General features: G+C 71.4%; 13 protein-coding genes. 7 read left to right on the top strand and 6 right to left on the bottom strand.

From position 1 onward, the window contains the following. Nucleotides 1-1,761, bottom strand: coding sequence for an adenylate/guanylate cyclase domain-containing protein (locus tag HNR73_RS35125; protein WP_260337642.1), 1,761 nt, complete (start codon nt 1,759-1,761; stop codon nt 1-3). Between the two features lie 370 nt (nt 1,762-2,131). Here HNR73_RS35125 and HNR73_RS41055 point away from each other — a divergent pair, with 370 nt between their 5' ends. After that, complete coding sequence (locus HNR73_RS41055) at nt 2,132-3,109, top strand: lytic transglycosylase domain-containing protein (RefSeq protein ID WP_184792370.1); 978 nt, start codon at nt 2,132-2,134, stop codon at nt 3,107-3,109. Between the two features lie 72 nt (nt 3,110-3,181). Here HNR73_RS41055 and HNR73_RS35115 read toward each other — a convergent pair whose 3' ends face one another. Beyond that, a complete protein-coding gene (locus tag HNR73_RS35115; RefSeq protein ID WP_184792369.1) occupies nt 3,182-3,427 on the bottom strand; it encodes a DUF3073 domain-containing protein in 246 nt (81 codons plus the stop codon). A 316-nt stretch (nt 3,428-3,743) separates the two neighbouring features. Here HNR73_RS35115 and HNR73_RS35110 point away from each other — a divergent pair, with 316 nt between their 5' ends. After that, nucleotides 3,744-4,097, top strand: coding sequence for a winged helix-turn-helix transcriptional regulator (locus HNR73_RS35110; protein ID WP_184792368.1), 354 nt, complete (start codon nt 3,744-3,746; stop codon nt 4,095-4,097). A gap of 57 nt (nt 4,098-4,154) precedes the next feature. Here the strand turns inward: HNR73_RS35110 and HNR73_RS40395 are convergent, their stop codons facing one another. The 3 genes from HNR73_RS40395 to HNR73_RS35100 all read right to left on the bottom strand — a co-directional run bounded on the left by HNR73_RS40395 (nt 4,155) and on the right by HNR73_RS35100 (nt 7,191). Further along, complete coding sequence (locus tag HNR73_RS40395; RefSeq protein WP_260337641.1) at nt 4,155-4,280, bottom strand: hypothetical protein; 126 nt, start codon at nt 4,278-4,280, stop codon at nt 4,155-4,157. Nucleotides 4,281-4,434: 154 nt separating this feature from the next. Continuing rightward, nucleotides 4,435-4,722 carry a hypothetical protein gene (locus HNR73_RS35105; RefSeq protein WP_184792367.1) on the bottom strand — a complete coding sequence of 96 codons (288 nt, stop codon included), beginning with the start codon at nt 4,720-4,722 and terminating at the stop codon, nt 4,435-4,437. 1,392 nt (nt 4,723-6,114) lie between these two features. Beyond that, nucleotides 6,115-7,191 carry a Glu/Leu/Phe/Val family dehydrogenase gene (locus tag HNR73_RS35100; protein ID WP_184792366.1) on the bottom strand — a complete coding sequence of 359 codons (1,077 nt, stop codon included), beginning with the start codon at nt 7,189-7,191 and terminating at the stop codon, nt 6,115-6,117. Nucleotides 7,192-7,545: 354 nt separating this feature from the next. Here HNR73_RS35100 and HNR73_RS35095 point away from each other — a divergent pair, with 354 nt between their 5' ends. The 5 genes from HNR73_RS35095 to HNR73_RS35075 all read left to right on the top strand — a co-directional run bounded on the left by HNR73_RS35095 (nt 7,546) and on the right by HNR73_RS35075 (nt 13,118). Then, nucleotides 7,546-7,758, top strand: a complete 213-nt coding sequence (locus HNR73_RS35095; RefSeq protein WP_184792365.1) for a BldC family transcriptional regulator — start codon at nt 7,546-7,548, stop codon at nt 7,756-7,758. Nucleotides 7,759-7,977: 219 nt separating this feature from the next. After that, nucleotides 7,978-8,583: a hypothetical protein gene (locus HNR73_RS35090; protein ID WP_184792364.1), complete on the top strand. Its 606-nt coding sequence runs from the start codon at nt 7,978-7,980 to the stop codon at nt 8,581-8,583. Then, nucleotides 8,580-10,121: a PrsW family intramembrane metalloprotease gene (locus HNR73_RS35085; protein WP_184792363.1), complete on the top strand. Its 1,542-nt coding sequence runs from the start codon at nt 8,580-8,582 to the stop codon at nt 10,119-10,121. The genes HNR73_RS35090 and HNR73_RS35085 overlap by 4 nt, the downstream gene beginning before the upstream one ends. Nucleotides 10,122-10,194: 73 nt before the next feature. Beyond that, nucleotides 10,195-10,569 (top strand): hypothetical protein, encoded by a 375-nt coding sequence (locus HNR73_RS35080; RefSeq protein ID WP_184792362.1) that lies wholly within the window; start codon nt 10,195-10,197, stop codon nt 10,567-10,569. 5 nt (nt 10,570-10,574) lie between these two features. Then, nucleotides 10,575-13,118 (top strand): caspase, EACC1-associated type, encoded by a 2,544-nt coding sequence (locus tag HNR73_RS35075; RefSeq protein WP_184792361.1) that lies wholly within the window; start codon nt 10,575-10,577, stop codon nt 13,116-13,118. On the opposite strand, the gene HNR73_RS35070 is transcribed toward HNR73_RS35075, so the two are convergent. Further along, nucleotides 13,115-14,341 carry a pentapeptide repeat-containing protein gene (locus HNR73_RS35070; protein WP_184792360.1) on the bottom strand — a complete coding sequence of 409 codons (1,227 nt, stop codon included), beginning with the start codon at nt 14,339-14,341 and terminating at the stop codon, nt 13,115-13,117. The two genes, HNR73_RS35075 and HNR73_RS35070, sit on opposite strands and share 4 nt — an antisense overlap. Between the last annotated feature and the right edge of the window lie 52 nt (nt 14,342-14,393).

The following is a 14,393-nucleotide window of genomic DNA, read 5'->3' as shown; positions in this document are numbered from 1 at the left end:
TCACCACAGTAATTTCCCCACCCTCACCGCATCCCCCGGCCAGCGCCGGTCGTCCGTCGCGGCCGGGAGTAAACCGCTGACCGCGAACAGCGACCCCGGCAGCGCTCCCGGCACGACGCCGCCCGGCAGGGGCCCGAAGTCGTGCGGGGCGACGTGGTCGGCGGGCGGGTCCGGGTCGGGGCGACAGGCGGGGTCCGACGACGCCGAGGACGACGGCGCCCGCGACGCCGCGTAGGCGCGGACGGGCGCGGACAGGCGGTACAGCGCGGTCGTCCCCGTATACCGCACGTCCACCAGGGACGCGTCGACCAGCGCGGCGAGGGCGTCGAGCGCGGCGGCGGTGCCGACGTCGCCCAGCAGGCGCCCTTCGACGGCGTCGACGTCGACGGGGTCGGGTTCCTCGGCGAAGGCGTGCAGCAGGTCGACGGCCCCGGTGGGCAGCGCCTCGTAGGAGGCGTCCAGCGCGGCGCTCCACACGCGGCCGGGCCCGTCGAGGACCCCGAGCAGGTCACTGTCCAGGCGCTTGGCGAGATCCTGCGGCGACACCACCCGCATCCGCGCGGCCGCCAGCTCCAGCGCCAGCGGTATGCCCCCCAGGCGCTTGGCGACGGCGGCGCAGCCGTCGACGACGTCCCCGCCCCGCGCGGCGGCCGCCCGCAGCTCCAGCAGGCGCACGGCCTCCCCGTCGCCCATGGCGGGCACGGCCCAGATCACCTCGCCCGACAGCCCCAGCGGCGCCCGCGATACCAGCAGGATCCGCGCCTGCCAGCATTCGGCGAGCACCCGCCGGACGAAGTCGGCGTGCCTCGCCTGCGCGCTGTCGAGGATCAGCAGGCATTTGCGGTGCCGCAGCCAGTCGAGGACGGTCTCGGCCGCGGGCCGGAACGGGTCGGGCCGCACCCCGACCGCCCGTGCGAGGGCGAGCCCGGCCGTCGCGTCGGCGTCGCCGCCCGCGGGCAGGTCGGCGTACCAGACGCCGTCGGAGTATGACCTCGCGGCGCGCAGTGCCATCTCGACGGCCACGCGGGTCTTCCCGACGCCGCTCGGCCCGGTCGCCGAGACGAGGCGGTGCCCGTCGACGAGCCTGCGCAGCCGGTGGATCTCGGTCTCGCGGCCCACGAAGTCGGCGAAGGAGGGCAGGTTGTGGGCGCGCGCGTCCTCGGTGCGCGGCGGCGGGAACTCCGACTCCAGGTCGGGCACGACGAGCTGCATCAGCCGCTCGGGGTCGTCGAAACCGCGCAGGCGGTGCAGCCCGAGGTCGACGGCCTTGATGTCGGGCGGCAACCGGCGTTTCGCCGCGTCGAGCGTCGCCTGCGAGCACAGGACCTGCCCGCCGTGTGCGGCGTCGCGCACGCGGGCCGCTCTGTGCACGACGTGGGTGGCGTACTCACCGCCCTTCGGCACGGCCGGGCCGGTGTGGATTCCGATCCGCAGCCGCGGCATGCACGGTTCGGTCCAGCCCTTGCGGTAGGGCCAGGTGTGCGCGGCGAGCGCGCGGAGGGTGTCGATCGCCGCGGTGATCGCGGTGGCCGCGTCGGCGAAGGCGACGAAGAAACTGTCGCCCTCGGTGAGGAGCTCGGCGCCGGTACTGCGTCCGAGGACGCCTCTCAGCAGCCGTCTGTGGTCGTGCAACACCGTGCGATATTCGGCCCCCAGTGAGTGAGCCATCCGAGTTGAACCTTCGATATCGGTGAACAGAAACGTCACTGTTCCGCTCGGCAACTGTGTCTCCACAGTGGACTCCTCCGACCCTGGCGCCATGTCCGGTGCCCGAACATTACGCATGCCTTCGCGCACCGGCTCTGCGCACCTGGCCCGACCGTCCCCGCTGGACGGTCCGGCCCGGCACGGTGACGCCGAGGTACCGCCCCCGACCGTCGGCATCGTCTCGAACCCGCTCCACTCATCCACCGCGCCCCCCGATGACCACGACAGTCGGTCCCACCGGCACTCCCCACGGCCGCCGCCCGGCCGGGCTCGTGCACATAACCTGCGAAACGACGGGACCGCCCTTCCGGTTGCGACCTGATGACAACTGTGTCGGTATTTTCTGTGGTTTTGGGCAGTGATGGGGACAGAAGGTGCCGATGCGCACTGGCGCTCGCTCGCCGCCATCAGCCATACTTCCGGCGTGGCGGGCAAGCTCACGAACCTCTCTCGAAACGTTTCTCAAGGACTGCGCGGCGCGTGGCGGTCGACCCGGACGGGTGCGCCCAAGGCGGCGCGCTCGACGGCGGCGGCGAGCCGGACGGCCGGCAAGGCGACCGCGGAGTACATGCGGCGGCCGGGTTCACGCTTCGGCGTGCAGGTCGCGGTCACCGTGGTTCTGCTGGGCGCTCTCGGTCTGCTGGCGACCTACGTGGTTCCGCGCAGCGGCAGTGCGCGGCCGGTCGGCGCGGGCGAGAGCAGTGCGCCCATCGCCGACGCGCCGATCGCGCTGCCACCGGGCGCCGAGGCGATCCCGGGCGCGCCGAACGTGCCGCAGCCGACGCCGACGAACGGCGCGCTGACGCCTCCGCCGGGCAACTCCACGACGGTGCCGTCGAGCACCCTGTCGGGCTGGGCGGCGAAGATGGCGCCGAAGGTGGGGATCTCGGCCCGCGCGATCCAGGCCTACGGTTTCGCCGAGCTGCGGCTGGCGACGGCGCAGCCCGCGTGCCGCCTGTCGTGGACGACGCTGGCCGGCATCGGCCGCATCGAGACCAACCACGGCACGACGAGCAACACCAGCCTCGACGCCAACGGCCGCCCGCTCAAGGCGATCCGCGGGCCGGCGCTGGACGGCACGGCCGGGAACAAGGCGATCAAGGACACCGACGACGGCGTCTGGGACGGCGACACCACGTGGGACCGCGCCGTCGGGCCGATGCAGTTCATCCCGACGACGTGGAAGAGCTGGGCGACCGACGCCGACGGTGACGGCGACGCCAACCCGAACGACATCGACGATGTCGCGCTGGCCGCGGCGAAGTACCTGTGCCACGACAACAGGGACCTGTCGACGGCACAGGGGTGGTACGACGCGGTGTTCTCGTACAACCACCTCAACACGTACGTGCTCAACGTGTATCGAGAGGCGGATGAATACGGCAGGAAGTCGGCGGCCTGAGTGCGCGAGGCCCCTCCCATGGAGGGGCACCCGGTACTCGGCCGCCGTTGACTCTGCCGTTGACTTACGACGTCAGCGCTTGCGCGGGAGCCAGTCTTCCTCGCGCGGCTCGCGGTCGTCGGGGTTCTGGTCCTGGCCCTGGCCTACGTCGTCGTACGCGTCGACGAATTCATCATCCGTCTCCTCGAACTCGTCGTCCGCCGCACCGTCATCGTTCCCGAGCTCACGCTGGAGCGCAGAAAGATCGGTGTTCGGCGAGTGGTACTTCAGCCGCCTGGCCACCTTAGTTTGCTTGGCCTTAGCTCGGCCGCGCCCCATGGCTCGACCCCCTCGCACACAGTCACGGGGTTGCCGCAGCGGCGACCCCGGAGAACGTCATCTTCTGTCGTGGCCCCTACGGTACAGCGCCTTGGCTCAACTTGGCACCTCGACCCACCCCAAGAAAGCGGCGGAAAAACGCGACAAAATACCGCATAGTTCCGCATCCGGGGCAGTGTTCGGCTGCTTACCGGCGAGTCGGTGCGGTAAGCACCACTCTTTGACCCGACTCGATACGAGCCACGAACGGGGGATGGAGCCTCGGAGGTACCATCCTTGCCCGACGGTACCCCCCGACAGGTAAGTGAGGCCCCACGTGAAGGTCAAGCGCGAATACTCCTGCGGTCTCGACGCCGCCGTGGACGTCATCGGCGGCAAGTGGAAGGCGCTGATCCTCTGGGAGCTGCATCACGGCACCGCGCGCTTCGCCGAGCTGCGCAGGCGGGTTCCGGGCATCAGCGAGAAGGTGCTCGTGCAGCAACTGCGGGAGATGGAGGCCGACGGGCTCGTGCACCGCGAGGTCTTCCACGAGGTGCCGCCGCGGGTGGAGTACTCGATGACGGACCTCGGGCGCACCCTGAACACCGCGCTGCTCCCGCTCGGTGAGTGGGGCGAGGAGAACATGTCGGGGATCTCGGAGCGGCGCTGGGGTGGGGAACCGGCGGCGTGAGCGAGGGGTTCCCGTCCACAGAGGCGGCCCGCCCGCCGCGACGGGTGCTCCGGCGGGTCAGGACTCCAGCAGGGCCTTGAGCGCGCCGAGGCGCGACGCCCAGAGCGCCTTGGCCCCGGCGGGAAGCTTCTCGCGCCGGACCGCGACGTGGGACTTCGCCGCGCCCTTCGGCGTGGAGGACACCGCGACACGCGTCCCGTCGGCCCAGTCGACGCGGAAGACCTTCGGCGCCGTCGCGTGGGGGTGACGGGCACGGGCAGCGTCGGCGGCTGGTCGGCTCGTCGGCTCCTCGGCTCGTCGGCGAAGAGGTCCCCGACGGCCACGCCGACCGTCCGGCTCACCCCGGCGGCGAAGAGGTCCCCGACGGCCACGCCGACCGTCCGGCGCACCCCGGCGGTGGGGAGGCCGTCACGTGACCGGCCCAGCGCGCGCAGGCCGCGCTCATGCTCGTAGGCGACGGTGATGGACGCGCCGACCACCCGTCGACGGCGAGCTCGCCGGTGAGGTGCCGGGCGATGTCGGTGTGGATGCGAGCGGTGGCGCCCCGGGCGTCGAGGAGGGGGAACGTGCGGCCGGTGCGCTCACGGACGGGCTGCTCGGCATCGCGACGGGCGCGGCGGGACATCGAGGTTCCGGGTAACGCGACGAGCGCTCTCGCCGCCAGGATCGGGTGACTGAGGCACTGAGCCGCTGAGCGGCCAACCGACTGAGTGGCTGAGCGACTCGCGCGGCCGAGGACACGCCGGGGGTGAGGCCCGCACGAACGGCGCACGCCATCGCGCGCCCCAAAGGGGCCCCTAAAACAACGATATGCGCGAGGTATGACACTTTCGCCCGCACGCCTGACCCATGCGGGTGATCGGAACGGCAGAACCCGAGCGCGCGGTCAAGACGAGTCCGGCCGCAGACCGGCCCGCAGTCGTGGCCACGGGCTTGGTGCCGCCGGCCGTGATCGCCGCACGGCCCGCGCGAACCGCCCGTGAGAACCGCGCCGCCCCCTGCGAAACCGAACCCGCGCCCCGCCACGCGCACCTCAAGGGCACCCTCGCCTGCGGGGATGCGGGGCACGAGGGCGCAGAGGCACCGGGGCGCGGGAGCGTGGAAGCACCGAGGTGCGCGGCGCGGGGGCGTGAAAGCGCGCGAGTGCGGGGCGCGAGAGCACGGAGGCACGGGGACACGGAAGCGCGAGGGCGCGAGGACTCGGAGGCACGGGAGCACGGGAGCACGGGTGCGCGGAGGTGCCGCAACGCGGAGGGCGCGGGAGCGCGGGAGCGTGTGGGCTCGGGGGCGTCGGGGGTGTGAGAGCGCGAAAACTCGGGGGCAAGGAAGCGCGGAGGCGCGGGAGTGCGGGGCGCGGGAGTGCGGGAGCACGGGGCACGGAGGCACGGCGGAGGCACGGGTGCGGGAGGGCGGGTGCGAGGGCTCGGGGGGGCAAGAGCTCGGGGGTGCGAGGGCGCGAGGACTCGGAGGCGGGGAGGTGCGGGAGCGCGGAGGCGCAGGGGACGGAGGCACGGAAGCACGGGAGCGAGGGCTCGGGGGCGCGAAGACTCGGAGGCGAGGAGGTGCGGGAGCCCGGAGGCACAGGGGACGGAGGCACGGGAGCACAGGTGCGCGGAGGCACGGAGGTGGCGCAGACGGGGGTCGCGGAAGCACGGAAGTGCCGGCGCGCGAGGGCACCGCGGCACGCGAGTGCGGCGGCGCGAGAACGCGGAGGTGCAGGCGCGCGGAGATGTCGGGAGGCGAGAGCACGCGGGCGCGGAGGTGCACGGGAACGACGGCGCGGAGGCGCCGGGCCGCGAACGTGCGAGCGCGGGAGCACAGCAGCCCGGAGGCGCGCGGGTACCAGAGGCCGGGGTAGGCGCGGAGGCACGAGCGCGCGGCGCCCACGGCAGCAGCCCCCACGCGAGCCCCCCCACGAACCACGCGCCACGAACCGACCCCCACCCCCCAACCCCTCCCCCACAAAAACATCCCCGGAGCCACAGCCCCGGGGACACGACCCGCCTATCCCACCCGCCTACGGCAGGTGGATCGTCCGCAGCCGTCCGACGTTCGCCATCCGGCGTTCGGCGAGCCTGTCGGCGGCGACCGCCGGCGGCACGCCCTCGCGGTCGGCGAGGCGCAGGATCTCGCCGGTCACGTCGAAGATCTTCGACGCGCGGCGCTGGGCGCGGTTGAAGTTGAAGCCCTCGATCTCGTCGGCGACCTGGATCACGCCGCCGGCGTTGACCACGTAGTCCGGCGCGTACAGGATCCCGCGCGAGGCGAGGTCCTTCTCGACGCCGGGGTGGGCGAGCTGGTTGTTCGCCGCCCCGCACACGATCGAGGCGCGCAGCACGGGCACCGAGTCGTCGTTGAGGGCGCCGCCCAGCGCGCAGGGCGCGTAGACGTCGATGTCCGAGCCGATCAGGGCCTCGGTGGTGTCCACGAAGTCGACGTTCGGGTGTGTCGTCTTCAGCCAGTCGTGCGCGCGCTCGGACACGTCGGTGGCGACGACCTTCGCGCCGTCGTCGATGAGGTGGGTGATCAGGTGCTTGCCGACCTTGCCGATCCCGGCGACGCCGACGGTCCGCCCGGCCAGCGTGGGGGTGCCCCACTTGTGGTCGGCGGCGGCGCGCATGCCCTGGAACACGCCGTACGCGGTGAGCACCGAGGAGTCCCCGGCGCCGCCGTGGTCCTCGCTGCGGCCGGTGACGTAACGCGTCTCCTTGGAGATGACGTCCATGTCCTCGACATAGGTGCCGACGTCGCAGGCGGTGTAGTAGCGGCCGCCGAGGGACTCCACGAAACGCCCGTAGGCGCGCAGCAGTTCCTCGCTCTTGTCGGCGACCGGGTCACCCCAGATGACGGCCTTGCCGCCGCCGAGGTCGAGCCCGGCCACGGCGTTCTTGTAGGCCATGCCCTTCGAGAGGTCGAGGACGTCGTGCAGCGCCTCTTCCTCACTGGCGTACGGGTAGAAACGGGTCCCGCCGAGAGCCGGTCCCAGTGCCGTCGAGTAGACGGCGATGATCGCGCGCAGCCCGGAGGACTTGTCCTGGCAGAAGACCACCTGTTCGTGGCCGCTGAGGTTCTCCGGCGCCGTGAATACGCCCATTACTTCTCCCATAGAAGGATCTCTTGCGGGCGGTCTTCGTGGGGCCGCCCCGCGTGGTGGTCGACAAGGGGTGCAGCCGACACCGCAAAGGCTAACCCTGTACCTTCCTCCGAGCGGGGTGGGATGCCTGGTAGACCGGATGGTGGGCATCTTCCTGAGTGATATCAAACCGTTATATTCGGGCGGTTAAGGCAGCGGTCCGGATATTTCCCAAGTTTCTTCAACCCCACGGGCCATCCAGTTTCGGCCGTTCGGCCCATGTCGGACATCGGGGACAGGCCGGACGATGGACCTGCGCCGGTCAGCCGAGTGCGGCGACTGTGTGTGATGACAGACCTGTGGAGGAGTAACACAATGGCATCTCGTACTCACGAGCCCGAGCCGCTGCTGACGCCGGCCGAAGTGGCCACCATGTTCCGTGTCGACCCGAAGACGGTCACCCGGTGGGCCAAGGCGGGCAAGCTCAGCGCGATCCGCACGCTCGGCGGACACCGGCGTTACCGCGAGTCGGAGGTTCGCGCGCTGCTGCAGGGCCAGATTCCCTCGCAGCGGGAATCGATCGACTAATCGCTCGCCGACTTAGACCGGCGCGGCGAAGCGCAAGACCTGTAACACCCTGAGCTTTTCCATCCCCTCAATCGAAGCTCGATCCCCTCACGACAGCGGCCCACCCTTTTCCAGGGGTGGGCCGCTGTCGTTGTACGCGGTCACCCTGTCCGTCACTCAAGACGACACAATGGGGCTTGAGCACAACGGCGGACGGCCACCGACGGGGAGGGGTGCGACATGAGCGACGGCTCCGGCCGAAACGGTCCAGGCGACGACTCCCGGCCCTTGTTCACCGACTCATTCGGCGGCCGATTCCTCGGTTCCATGGCGGTTCTCGGCGCGGTTTTGGTCATCGTCGTCGGGCTGCCGCTCATCAACACGATGATTCCCGGCATCGTCGACCGCGGCGGCGCGCGCATCGATCTCGGGCACGGCGTGTCCTTCGTCGCCCCCGAGGGCGCCACGCAGGACGTGGGCCGCGACCAGCTGGCCGGCGGCGAGACCGAGCTGAGCGTCAACGGCGCCGAGGTGACCGCGACGGCCCGCCCCTACGAGCAGACCGATCTCGTACTGGCCGAGGCGATCGAACGCGAACTCAAGGCGCAGCCCGGTATTCAGCTCCCCGGCGAGGAGACCTCCTTCACCACGAACGGCGGAGTCGTGGGACTACGGCACGTATTCCGTTCACCGAGCACCGAGGGCTACTTCATCGTATTCGTCCACAATGGAATAGGCGTCCACGTCATCGTGTCCAGCTCCACCCGGCGCGGACTCGACGAGATCACCTATGACCGGCTCGAAGACGCGCTGGCGACCATGCGCTTCGACGGGAGCGGCCCATGACCGCAGACCCCTACGTCCGCCCGACCCCGCCCGGCTCCGGCCAGTGGTTCGACCCCCGCAACCCCGCCCTGTGGGTCTTCGCCGTCCTCGCCGTGCCCGCGCTGTGGATCCTCGGCACGGCCGTGAAGAACTGCTTCGCCGCCTACCCGCTGGCCTCGACGGTGGCCGCGATCGGCTTCGCGCTGTTCACCGTCCCCTTCGTCATCGTCCTGCGGCGCCTGGACTACCTGGAACGCGAGCCGCCCGCGCTCGTCGCGATGGCCTTCGCGTGGGGCGGCGTGGTCGCCTACATGGGGGCCGTCTACGGCGGAAGGGCCACGCACGGCATGCTCGCCAAGCTCGTCTCACCGGCCTTCGCCGGGGAGTGGAGCGCGGCGATCGGGCCGCCCGTCGTCGAGGAGATCCTCAAGGCACTGGGCATCGTCCTGGTCGTGCTCATCGCGCGCGAGCAGGTCAACTCCACTGTGGACGGATTCGTCTACGGCGCCTTCGTCGGCCTCGGATTCCAGGTGATGGAGGACTTCGGCTACGCGGTGACCGCGACCGCCTGGGACCGTGGCGGCGACGAGGTCGGACCGGTCGTGTCCACCTTCGTGGTGCGCGGATTCCTCAGTGGACTGTGGAGCCATACCGTGTTCACCGCCCTCGCCGGCGGCGGAATCGCCTACGCCACCGTGAACCGGAACAAGCCGGCGGCCCGGCGGATCGGCGTCGCGGCGGGCGCGATCGGCGTCGCCATCCTGGCGCACGCGCTGTGGAACTCGCCGCTGCTGCGCGACGGCTTCGGCTTCGGCGGCATCGGGATCGTCGCGGCCCTGTTCATCAAGGGCCTGCCGGTGTTCCTGCTGGTCTGGTACCTGTTCTCGCGCGCCTACCGCACCGAGGCGAGCTTCTACGGCGAGCAGCTGATGCAGTACAAGGACACGCCCCTGGTCTACCCCGAGGAGCTGACGGCGCTGCTGTCCTACCGCGAGCGCGAATCAGCGCGGCGACTGGCGCAGGCCCCGAAAGGACGCCGGGGCGCCCAGGCGGCGCGGGCGGTCCGCCGTCTGCAGCACCTCCAGACGCGACTCGCCGTGCTGTCGTCGCGCTACCCGGAGGCCGCGGGCTGGGTGCAGTCCACCTTGCGCGAACCCCCGACCCGCCAGTGGCTCGCCGAGGAGCGCAAACGGCTCAAGAAGCTCGTGCGGCCCTCGGCCGTCGACCACGTCGAGCGCCGGGATCTGTTGCACCGCAACGCCGTCCGCGCCTGCGTGGTCGACATCCTGCTGGTCCGCGCGCGACTGACGCACCTCGGTCACCCGGTCGCCTACGCCAACTCGCAGAAGCGCTCGCCGATGACGCCCTATGCCCTGGGACTGGCCGCGCTGGGCGTGCTCGTCCCCGGTGTCGGCGTCTTCGCGATCGTCACGGCGCTGCTGGCGACGCGTGGAAACCTGCCCAGCAACGGGATGGCGATCGCGGCCATGGCCTTGGGGACGCTGACCACGGTCGGCTGGGGCATCGCGTTCCTCCTCATCCAGCTGGGGGCCGGTTAGTCCCTTTCGGGCAGGCACCGAACAGCGTGCCCGCGTTACCGTTCTCCATGCGGATCTGGGGAAAGGGGAGGCGATGGAACCGACCGCGGTGACGCTCGTTCTCGACGACGCCGGCGCCGATCCGGAGTACCTGGAGGAACAGCTGCAGCTCCTCATCGCCGCGCTCGGCGAAGGCGATGTCGGCCACATCGAACGCGTCCCGGGACCCCCGCCTCCGGAAGGGACCCGCGCGGGAACCGGCGTCGAACTCGGCGCCCTTCTGATCGGCCTCGGAGGGGCCGGCGCGACGCTGCCCGTCCTCCTCGGACTCGTGCGGGATTGGCTGGGGCGCCGGGGATCGGGCACGATCCGGGTCAAGATCGGCGAGGACGAGCTGGAACTCGGCAACGCCTCAAGGGCCGTGCAGCAGCGCGTCCTCGACGACTTCCTGCGACGGCACGAAGGCTGAACCCGGTGGCCAAGCGCGCGCTCGTCATCGCCAACAGCGTCTACGACGACGAGAACTTCGCCCCGCTGCCCGGTGCCCGCGCCGACGCGGCCGGGCTGGCCGGTGTCCTCGGGGATCCCGCGATCGGCGGCTTCGAGGTCACCTCACTCGTCGACGTCGGTCAGCGCGAGGCGATGCGGGCGCTGGAGACGTTCTTCAGCCGGGCCGATCGCGACGACCTGCTGCTGCTGCACCTCTCCCTGCACGGCTGGAAGGACCTGCGCAACCGGCTCTTCTTCGTCATGAAGGACACCGAACGCGACCTGCCGACGGCCACCGCGATCGCCGCCGAGACGATCAGCGACTGGATCACGCACTGCCGTTCCCGCCGGATCGTGCTCACCCTGGACTGCTGCTACAGCGGAGCCTTCCCGCTGGGAACACTGCGCCGGTCCGAGGCGGTGCCACGCGTCGACGTCGCCGAACCCCTGGGCGGCAAGGGACGCGCGGTCATCACCGCCTCGACGTCGCTCCAGTACGCGCACGAGAGCGGCGCGAACGTCCGGTCGAGCAGGCCCGGCACACAGCCGTCGGTGTTCACCTCGGCGATCGTCGACGGACTCCGGGACGGTTCGGCCGACATCGACGGCGACGGATACGTGTCGGTCGGCGACCTCTACGACTACGTCCACGAACGCGTCCGGCGGCGCGTCGCCGGACAGACGCCGACCCTGAGCGTCGACAACACCCAGGGCGTACTCCACCTGGCCCGCAGCCCCCGCAACCCCGACGCCGACATGCTCGGCGAGATGCGCTCAGGCGTCGCCGATCCACAGGCGTGGAAACGGATCGGGGCCCTGCACCTGGTGGAACGGCTGCTCGGCAGCGTCCGGGAACCGACCCGCGAGACCGCCCACCGGGCGCTCCTCGGACTCGTACGCGACGGCGACCCGGAGGTCGCGCGGCGAGCGCGGGACCTGTGGCACGGGAGGGGCCTCGGCGACATTCCGGGCGGGGAGCGCACGCGCCCGAAGCGGTCGCCCGGGTCGGGCGATCGACGGGTCATCGTCGGCATCGACTTCGGGACCACGAATTCCGCGATCGCCGTTCATCACGGCGATGACGTGCGGGTCATCCCGAGCGCCGAGGGCTCTTTGACGACACCGAGTGTCGTGGCGATCGCGGCGGACGGGAGCCTGCTCGTCGGGGAGGCGGCGCGAAAGCAGGCCGCGATCAATCCGGAGCACACGGCGCGGTCGGTGAAGCTGAAGCTCGGCACGAACTGGAGCATCGCCCGCGGGGGCGTGCGCCTGTCTGCCGAGCAGGTCGCCGGGCTGATCCTCGCCAAGCTCAAGGCGGACGCCGAGGCCCATCTCGGCATGCCGATCGACGACGCCGCCCTCACCGTCCCCGCCGTGTTCGGACGGGCGCAGCGCGCCGGGCTGGTCGAGGCCGCCCGCGCCGTGGGTCTCAACGTGATGCGCACGGTGAGCGAACCGACGGCGGCGGCGATGGTGGTCGGGACCCGTGTTCTCCGCGACCACGAGGCCCTGGTGTTCGATCTGGGTGGCGGAACCCTGGACGTCTCCGTCGTCGAGCTCTCCGACGGTGTCGTCATGGTCCGTTCGACGGCCGGTGACAACCTGCTCGGCGGCGATGACTGGGACCGCCGTCTCGCCGGGCTCCTCACCGAGCGCGTCAAGGCACGGCACGGGTTCGACATCGGACACGACACCGCCGCCGCACGGCGTCTGCGCGAGGCCGCCGAGGCCGCCAAGATCGAGCTGTCGTCGGCGCGCACCGCGCGGGTCCGGTTGCCCTATCTCGCCTCCGCGCCGGGCGGACCGATCCACCTGGACGAGACGGTCACGCGCGCGGAGTTCGAGGCCGCCACCGGGGACCTGCTGGCGCGCTGCTCCGCGGTGGTGAAACGCGCGCTGGCCGACAGCGGAATCGCGCTGGCGGAACTGGACCAGGTCATCCTCACCGGAGGCGCGACGAGGATGCCGGCGATCGCCACGATGGTCGGCGAGGCCACCGGCGGCAAGCACGTCTACCGGGGTGTCATCCCCGAGGGAATCGTCGCCGGTGCCGCGCTTCAGGCCGGAGTCCTGGCCGGAACGGTGAAGGACACGCTGCTGCTCGACGCGACGTCGGCGTCGGTCGGCGTGTGGACGGGCGACGGGACGACCGCCCAGCTCATCGAACGGCACACCAGCATCCCGACCAAGCGGTCGGAGAGCTTTCTGCGGGCCGACGGCGACGGCGGTGTGGTCGCCCTCTGCTTCGTCGAGGGCGAGTCCGCCGACCCCGCCCGGAACACGCCGCTCGCGGTGCTGGAACTCGCCGTCGGCGCGGCGGCGGAGGGGGAGCTGGAGATCACCGCCGACATCGACCCGAACCACCTCCTGCACTTCCACGTGCGGGATCCAGCCGGTGGCGCGAATGTGAGCACGGTGATCGACCGGAAGGTGATCGAGCACGCCACCGGCCTCGTCGCGTCGGCGGGATGGCCCGGGTACGTCCGGCGCATGCCGTCGCACAAGCCGACGACGCGGACCGACGACTAGTCCCGCTTGAACACCCCCGCCAGCCCCGCCGCGACCACCGTCGCGAAGAACCAGCCCAGCGCCGAGAACCCGGTGTGCCACCAGACGTAGCCGCCGTGCGCGATCCACTCCGTGCCGCCGACCTTCACCAGCGGGATCAACGCCTCGACGGCGTGCAGGAACGGCCGGAACGGTTCACCCGTCGGCTGGCTCGTCGTGAAGGCGCTCGCCGGGGCCGTCGCGAAGATCAGCCAGGCCGCGGCGAGAATGCCCGCCACCCAGGGGATCGCGCGCCAGGGCGCGAAGCCGTAGCCGATCGTCGTGCGCAGTATCGCGCTCCACGGGCGGCTGACCAGGTTGTGCACGCGGTTGCGCCGGGAGGCGCGGCGGACGCGCTGCTTGGCGATGAGGACGCGGCGGGCGGCGGTGTCGTGGCCGGAGGCCTCGTAGGCGTGGGCGAGGGCGCGGTAGGGCTGCGGCTCGTAGGACGTGACGATCCTGGCCAGCCACGACAGGCGCGTGCGGGCGTCGCCGCGCTGCCCGATGCGCTCGTAGGACATCCCGGTCAGCGCCGAACCGGCCGGCCAGGCGTCGGGATCGTCGTCGAGGACGCGGACGGTCAGGTCCTGCGCGTCAACGATCCCGCTGATCTCGGCGTCGAGCCCGAAGCGGCCACCGATCCGTGCCGTGCGAAGGGAGACGTCACCGTCGACGACGAGTCCGTCGCAGAGCCAGGCCGAGGAGGCGACCTCGCAGGACTCGGCGTAGAGCGCCCAGCCGTCCGGATAGGACAGTCGGGCCCCGCGAAGGCTCAGTTCACCGCCGATTCTGCTGCCGCGCAGGCGAAAGGAGCCGTTGACGACGGTCCGGCGGGCGAGAACCGAGTGGGTGACGGTCATGTGGGAGGCGCCCAGCCCGGCGGCGAAGTGGCAGCGGCTCACACTCAAGGAGGACAGGGCCGACTCGGTGAAGTCGACCGGGCCGGTGAAAGCGCAACGGTCGAACCACAGGGCGCCACGGAACTCGCGGTGGCTCAAGTCGACGGGACCCGTGACGCGCGCGCCCATGACCTGCACGACGACCGAACGGTCCTGGAGGACGGACAGGACCTCGGCGAGTTCGTCGCCGGTGATCTCACGGTCGTCGCTCCACGCGGCCTGGCGGGCCGGATCGTCCGGCTCGCCGTCGGCGCGCAGATCGAGCCACTTGCCGGTCTCGGCCGCCCAGACGATGCCGGTGGCCACGCGACTGGCCACGGTCAGCGCCGGATCGGGGCGGCGGGGAGTTGGAACGTCG

Origin of the sequence: Phytomonospora endophytica, from assembly GCF_014202425.1 — a bacterium.
GTDB classification, from domain to species: Bacteria; Actinomycetota; Actinomycetes; order Mycobacteriales; family Micromonosporaceae; genus Phytomonospora; species Phytomonospora endophytica.
Note: the sequence above shows the minus strand (reverse complement) of the source record. Positions and strands in the feature narration are given on the sequence as shown.

What these genes read in the sequence shown, in the direction of transcription:
- HNR73_RS35125 (WP_260337642.1), bottom strand. Translation starts at nt 1,761, where the DNA reads ATGGCGCCAGGGTCGGAGGAGTCCACTGTGGAGACACAGTTGCCGAGC.
- HNR73_RS35115 (WP_184792369.1), bottom strand. Translation starts at nt 3,427, where the DNA reads ATGGGGCGCGGCCGAGCTAAGGCCAAGCAAACTAAGGTGGCCAGGCGG.
- HNR73_RS35105 (WP_184792367.1), bottom strand. Translation starts at nt 4,722, where the DNA reads ATGTCCCGCCGCGCCCGTCGCGATGCCGAGCAGCCCGTCCGTGAGCGC.
- HNR73_RS35100 (WP_184792366.1), bottom strand. Translation starts at nt 7,191, where the DNA reads ATGGGCGTATTCACGGCGCCGGAGAACCTCAGCGGCCACGAACAGGTG.
- HNR73_RS35095 (WP_184792365.1), top strand. Translation starts at nt 7,546, where the DNA reads ATGGCATCTCGTACTCACGAGCCCGAGCCGCTGCTGACGCCGGCCGAA.
- HNR73_RS35090 (WP_184792364.1), top strand. Translation starts at nt 7,978, where the DNA reads ATGAGCGACGGCTCCGGCCGAAACGGTCCAGGCGACGACTCCCGGCCC.
- HNR73_RS35085 (WP_184792363.1), top strand. Translation starts at nt 8,580, where the DNA reads ATGACCGCAGACCCCTACGTCCGCCCGACCCCGCCCGGCTCCGGCCAG.
- HNR73_RS35080 (WP_184792362.1), top strand. Translation starts at nt 10,195, where the DNA reads ATGGAACCGACCGCGGTGACGCTCGTTCTCGACGACGCCGGCGCCGAT.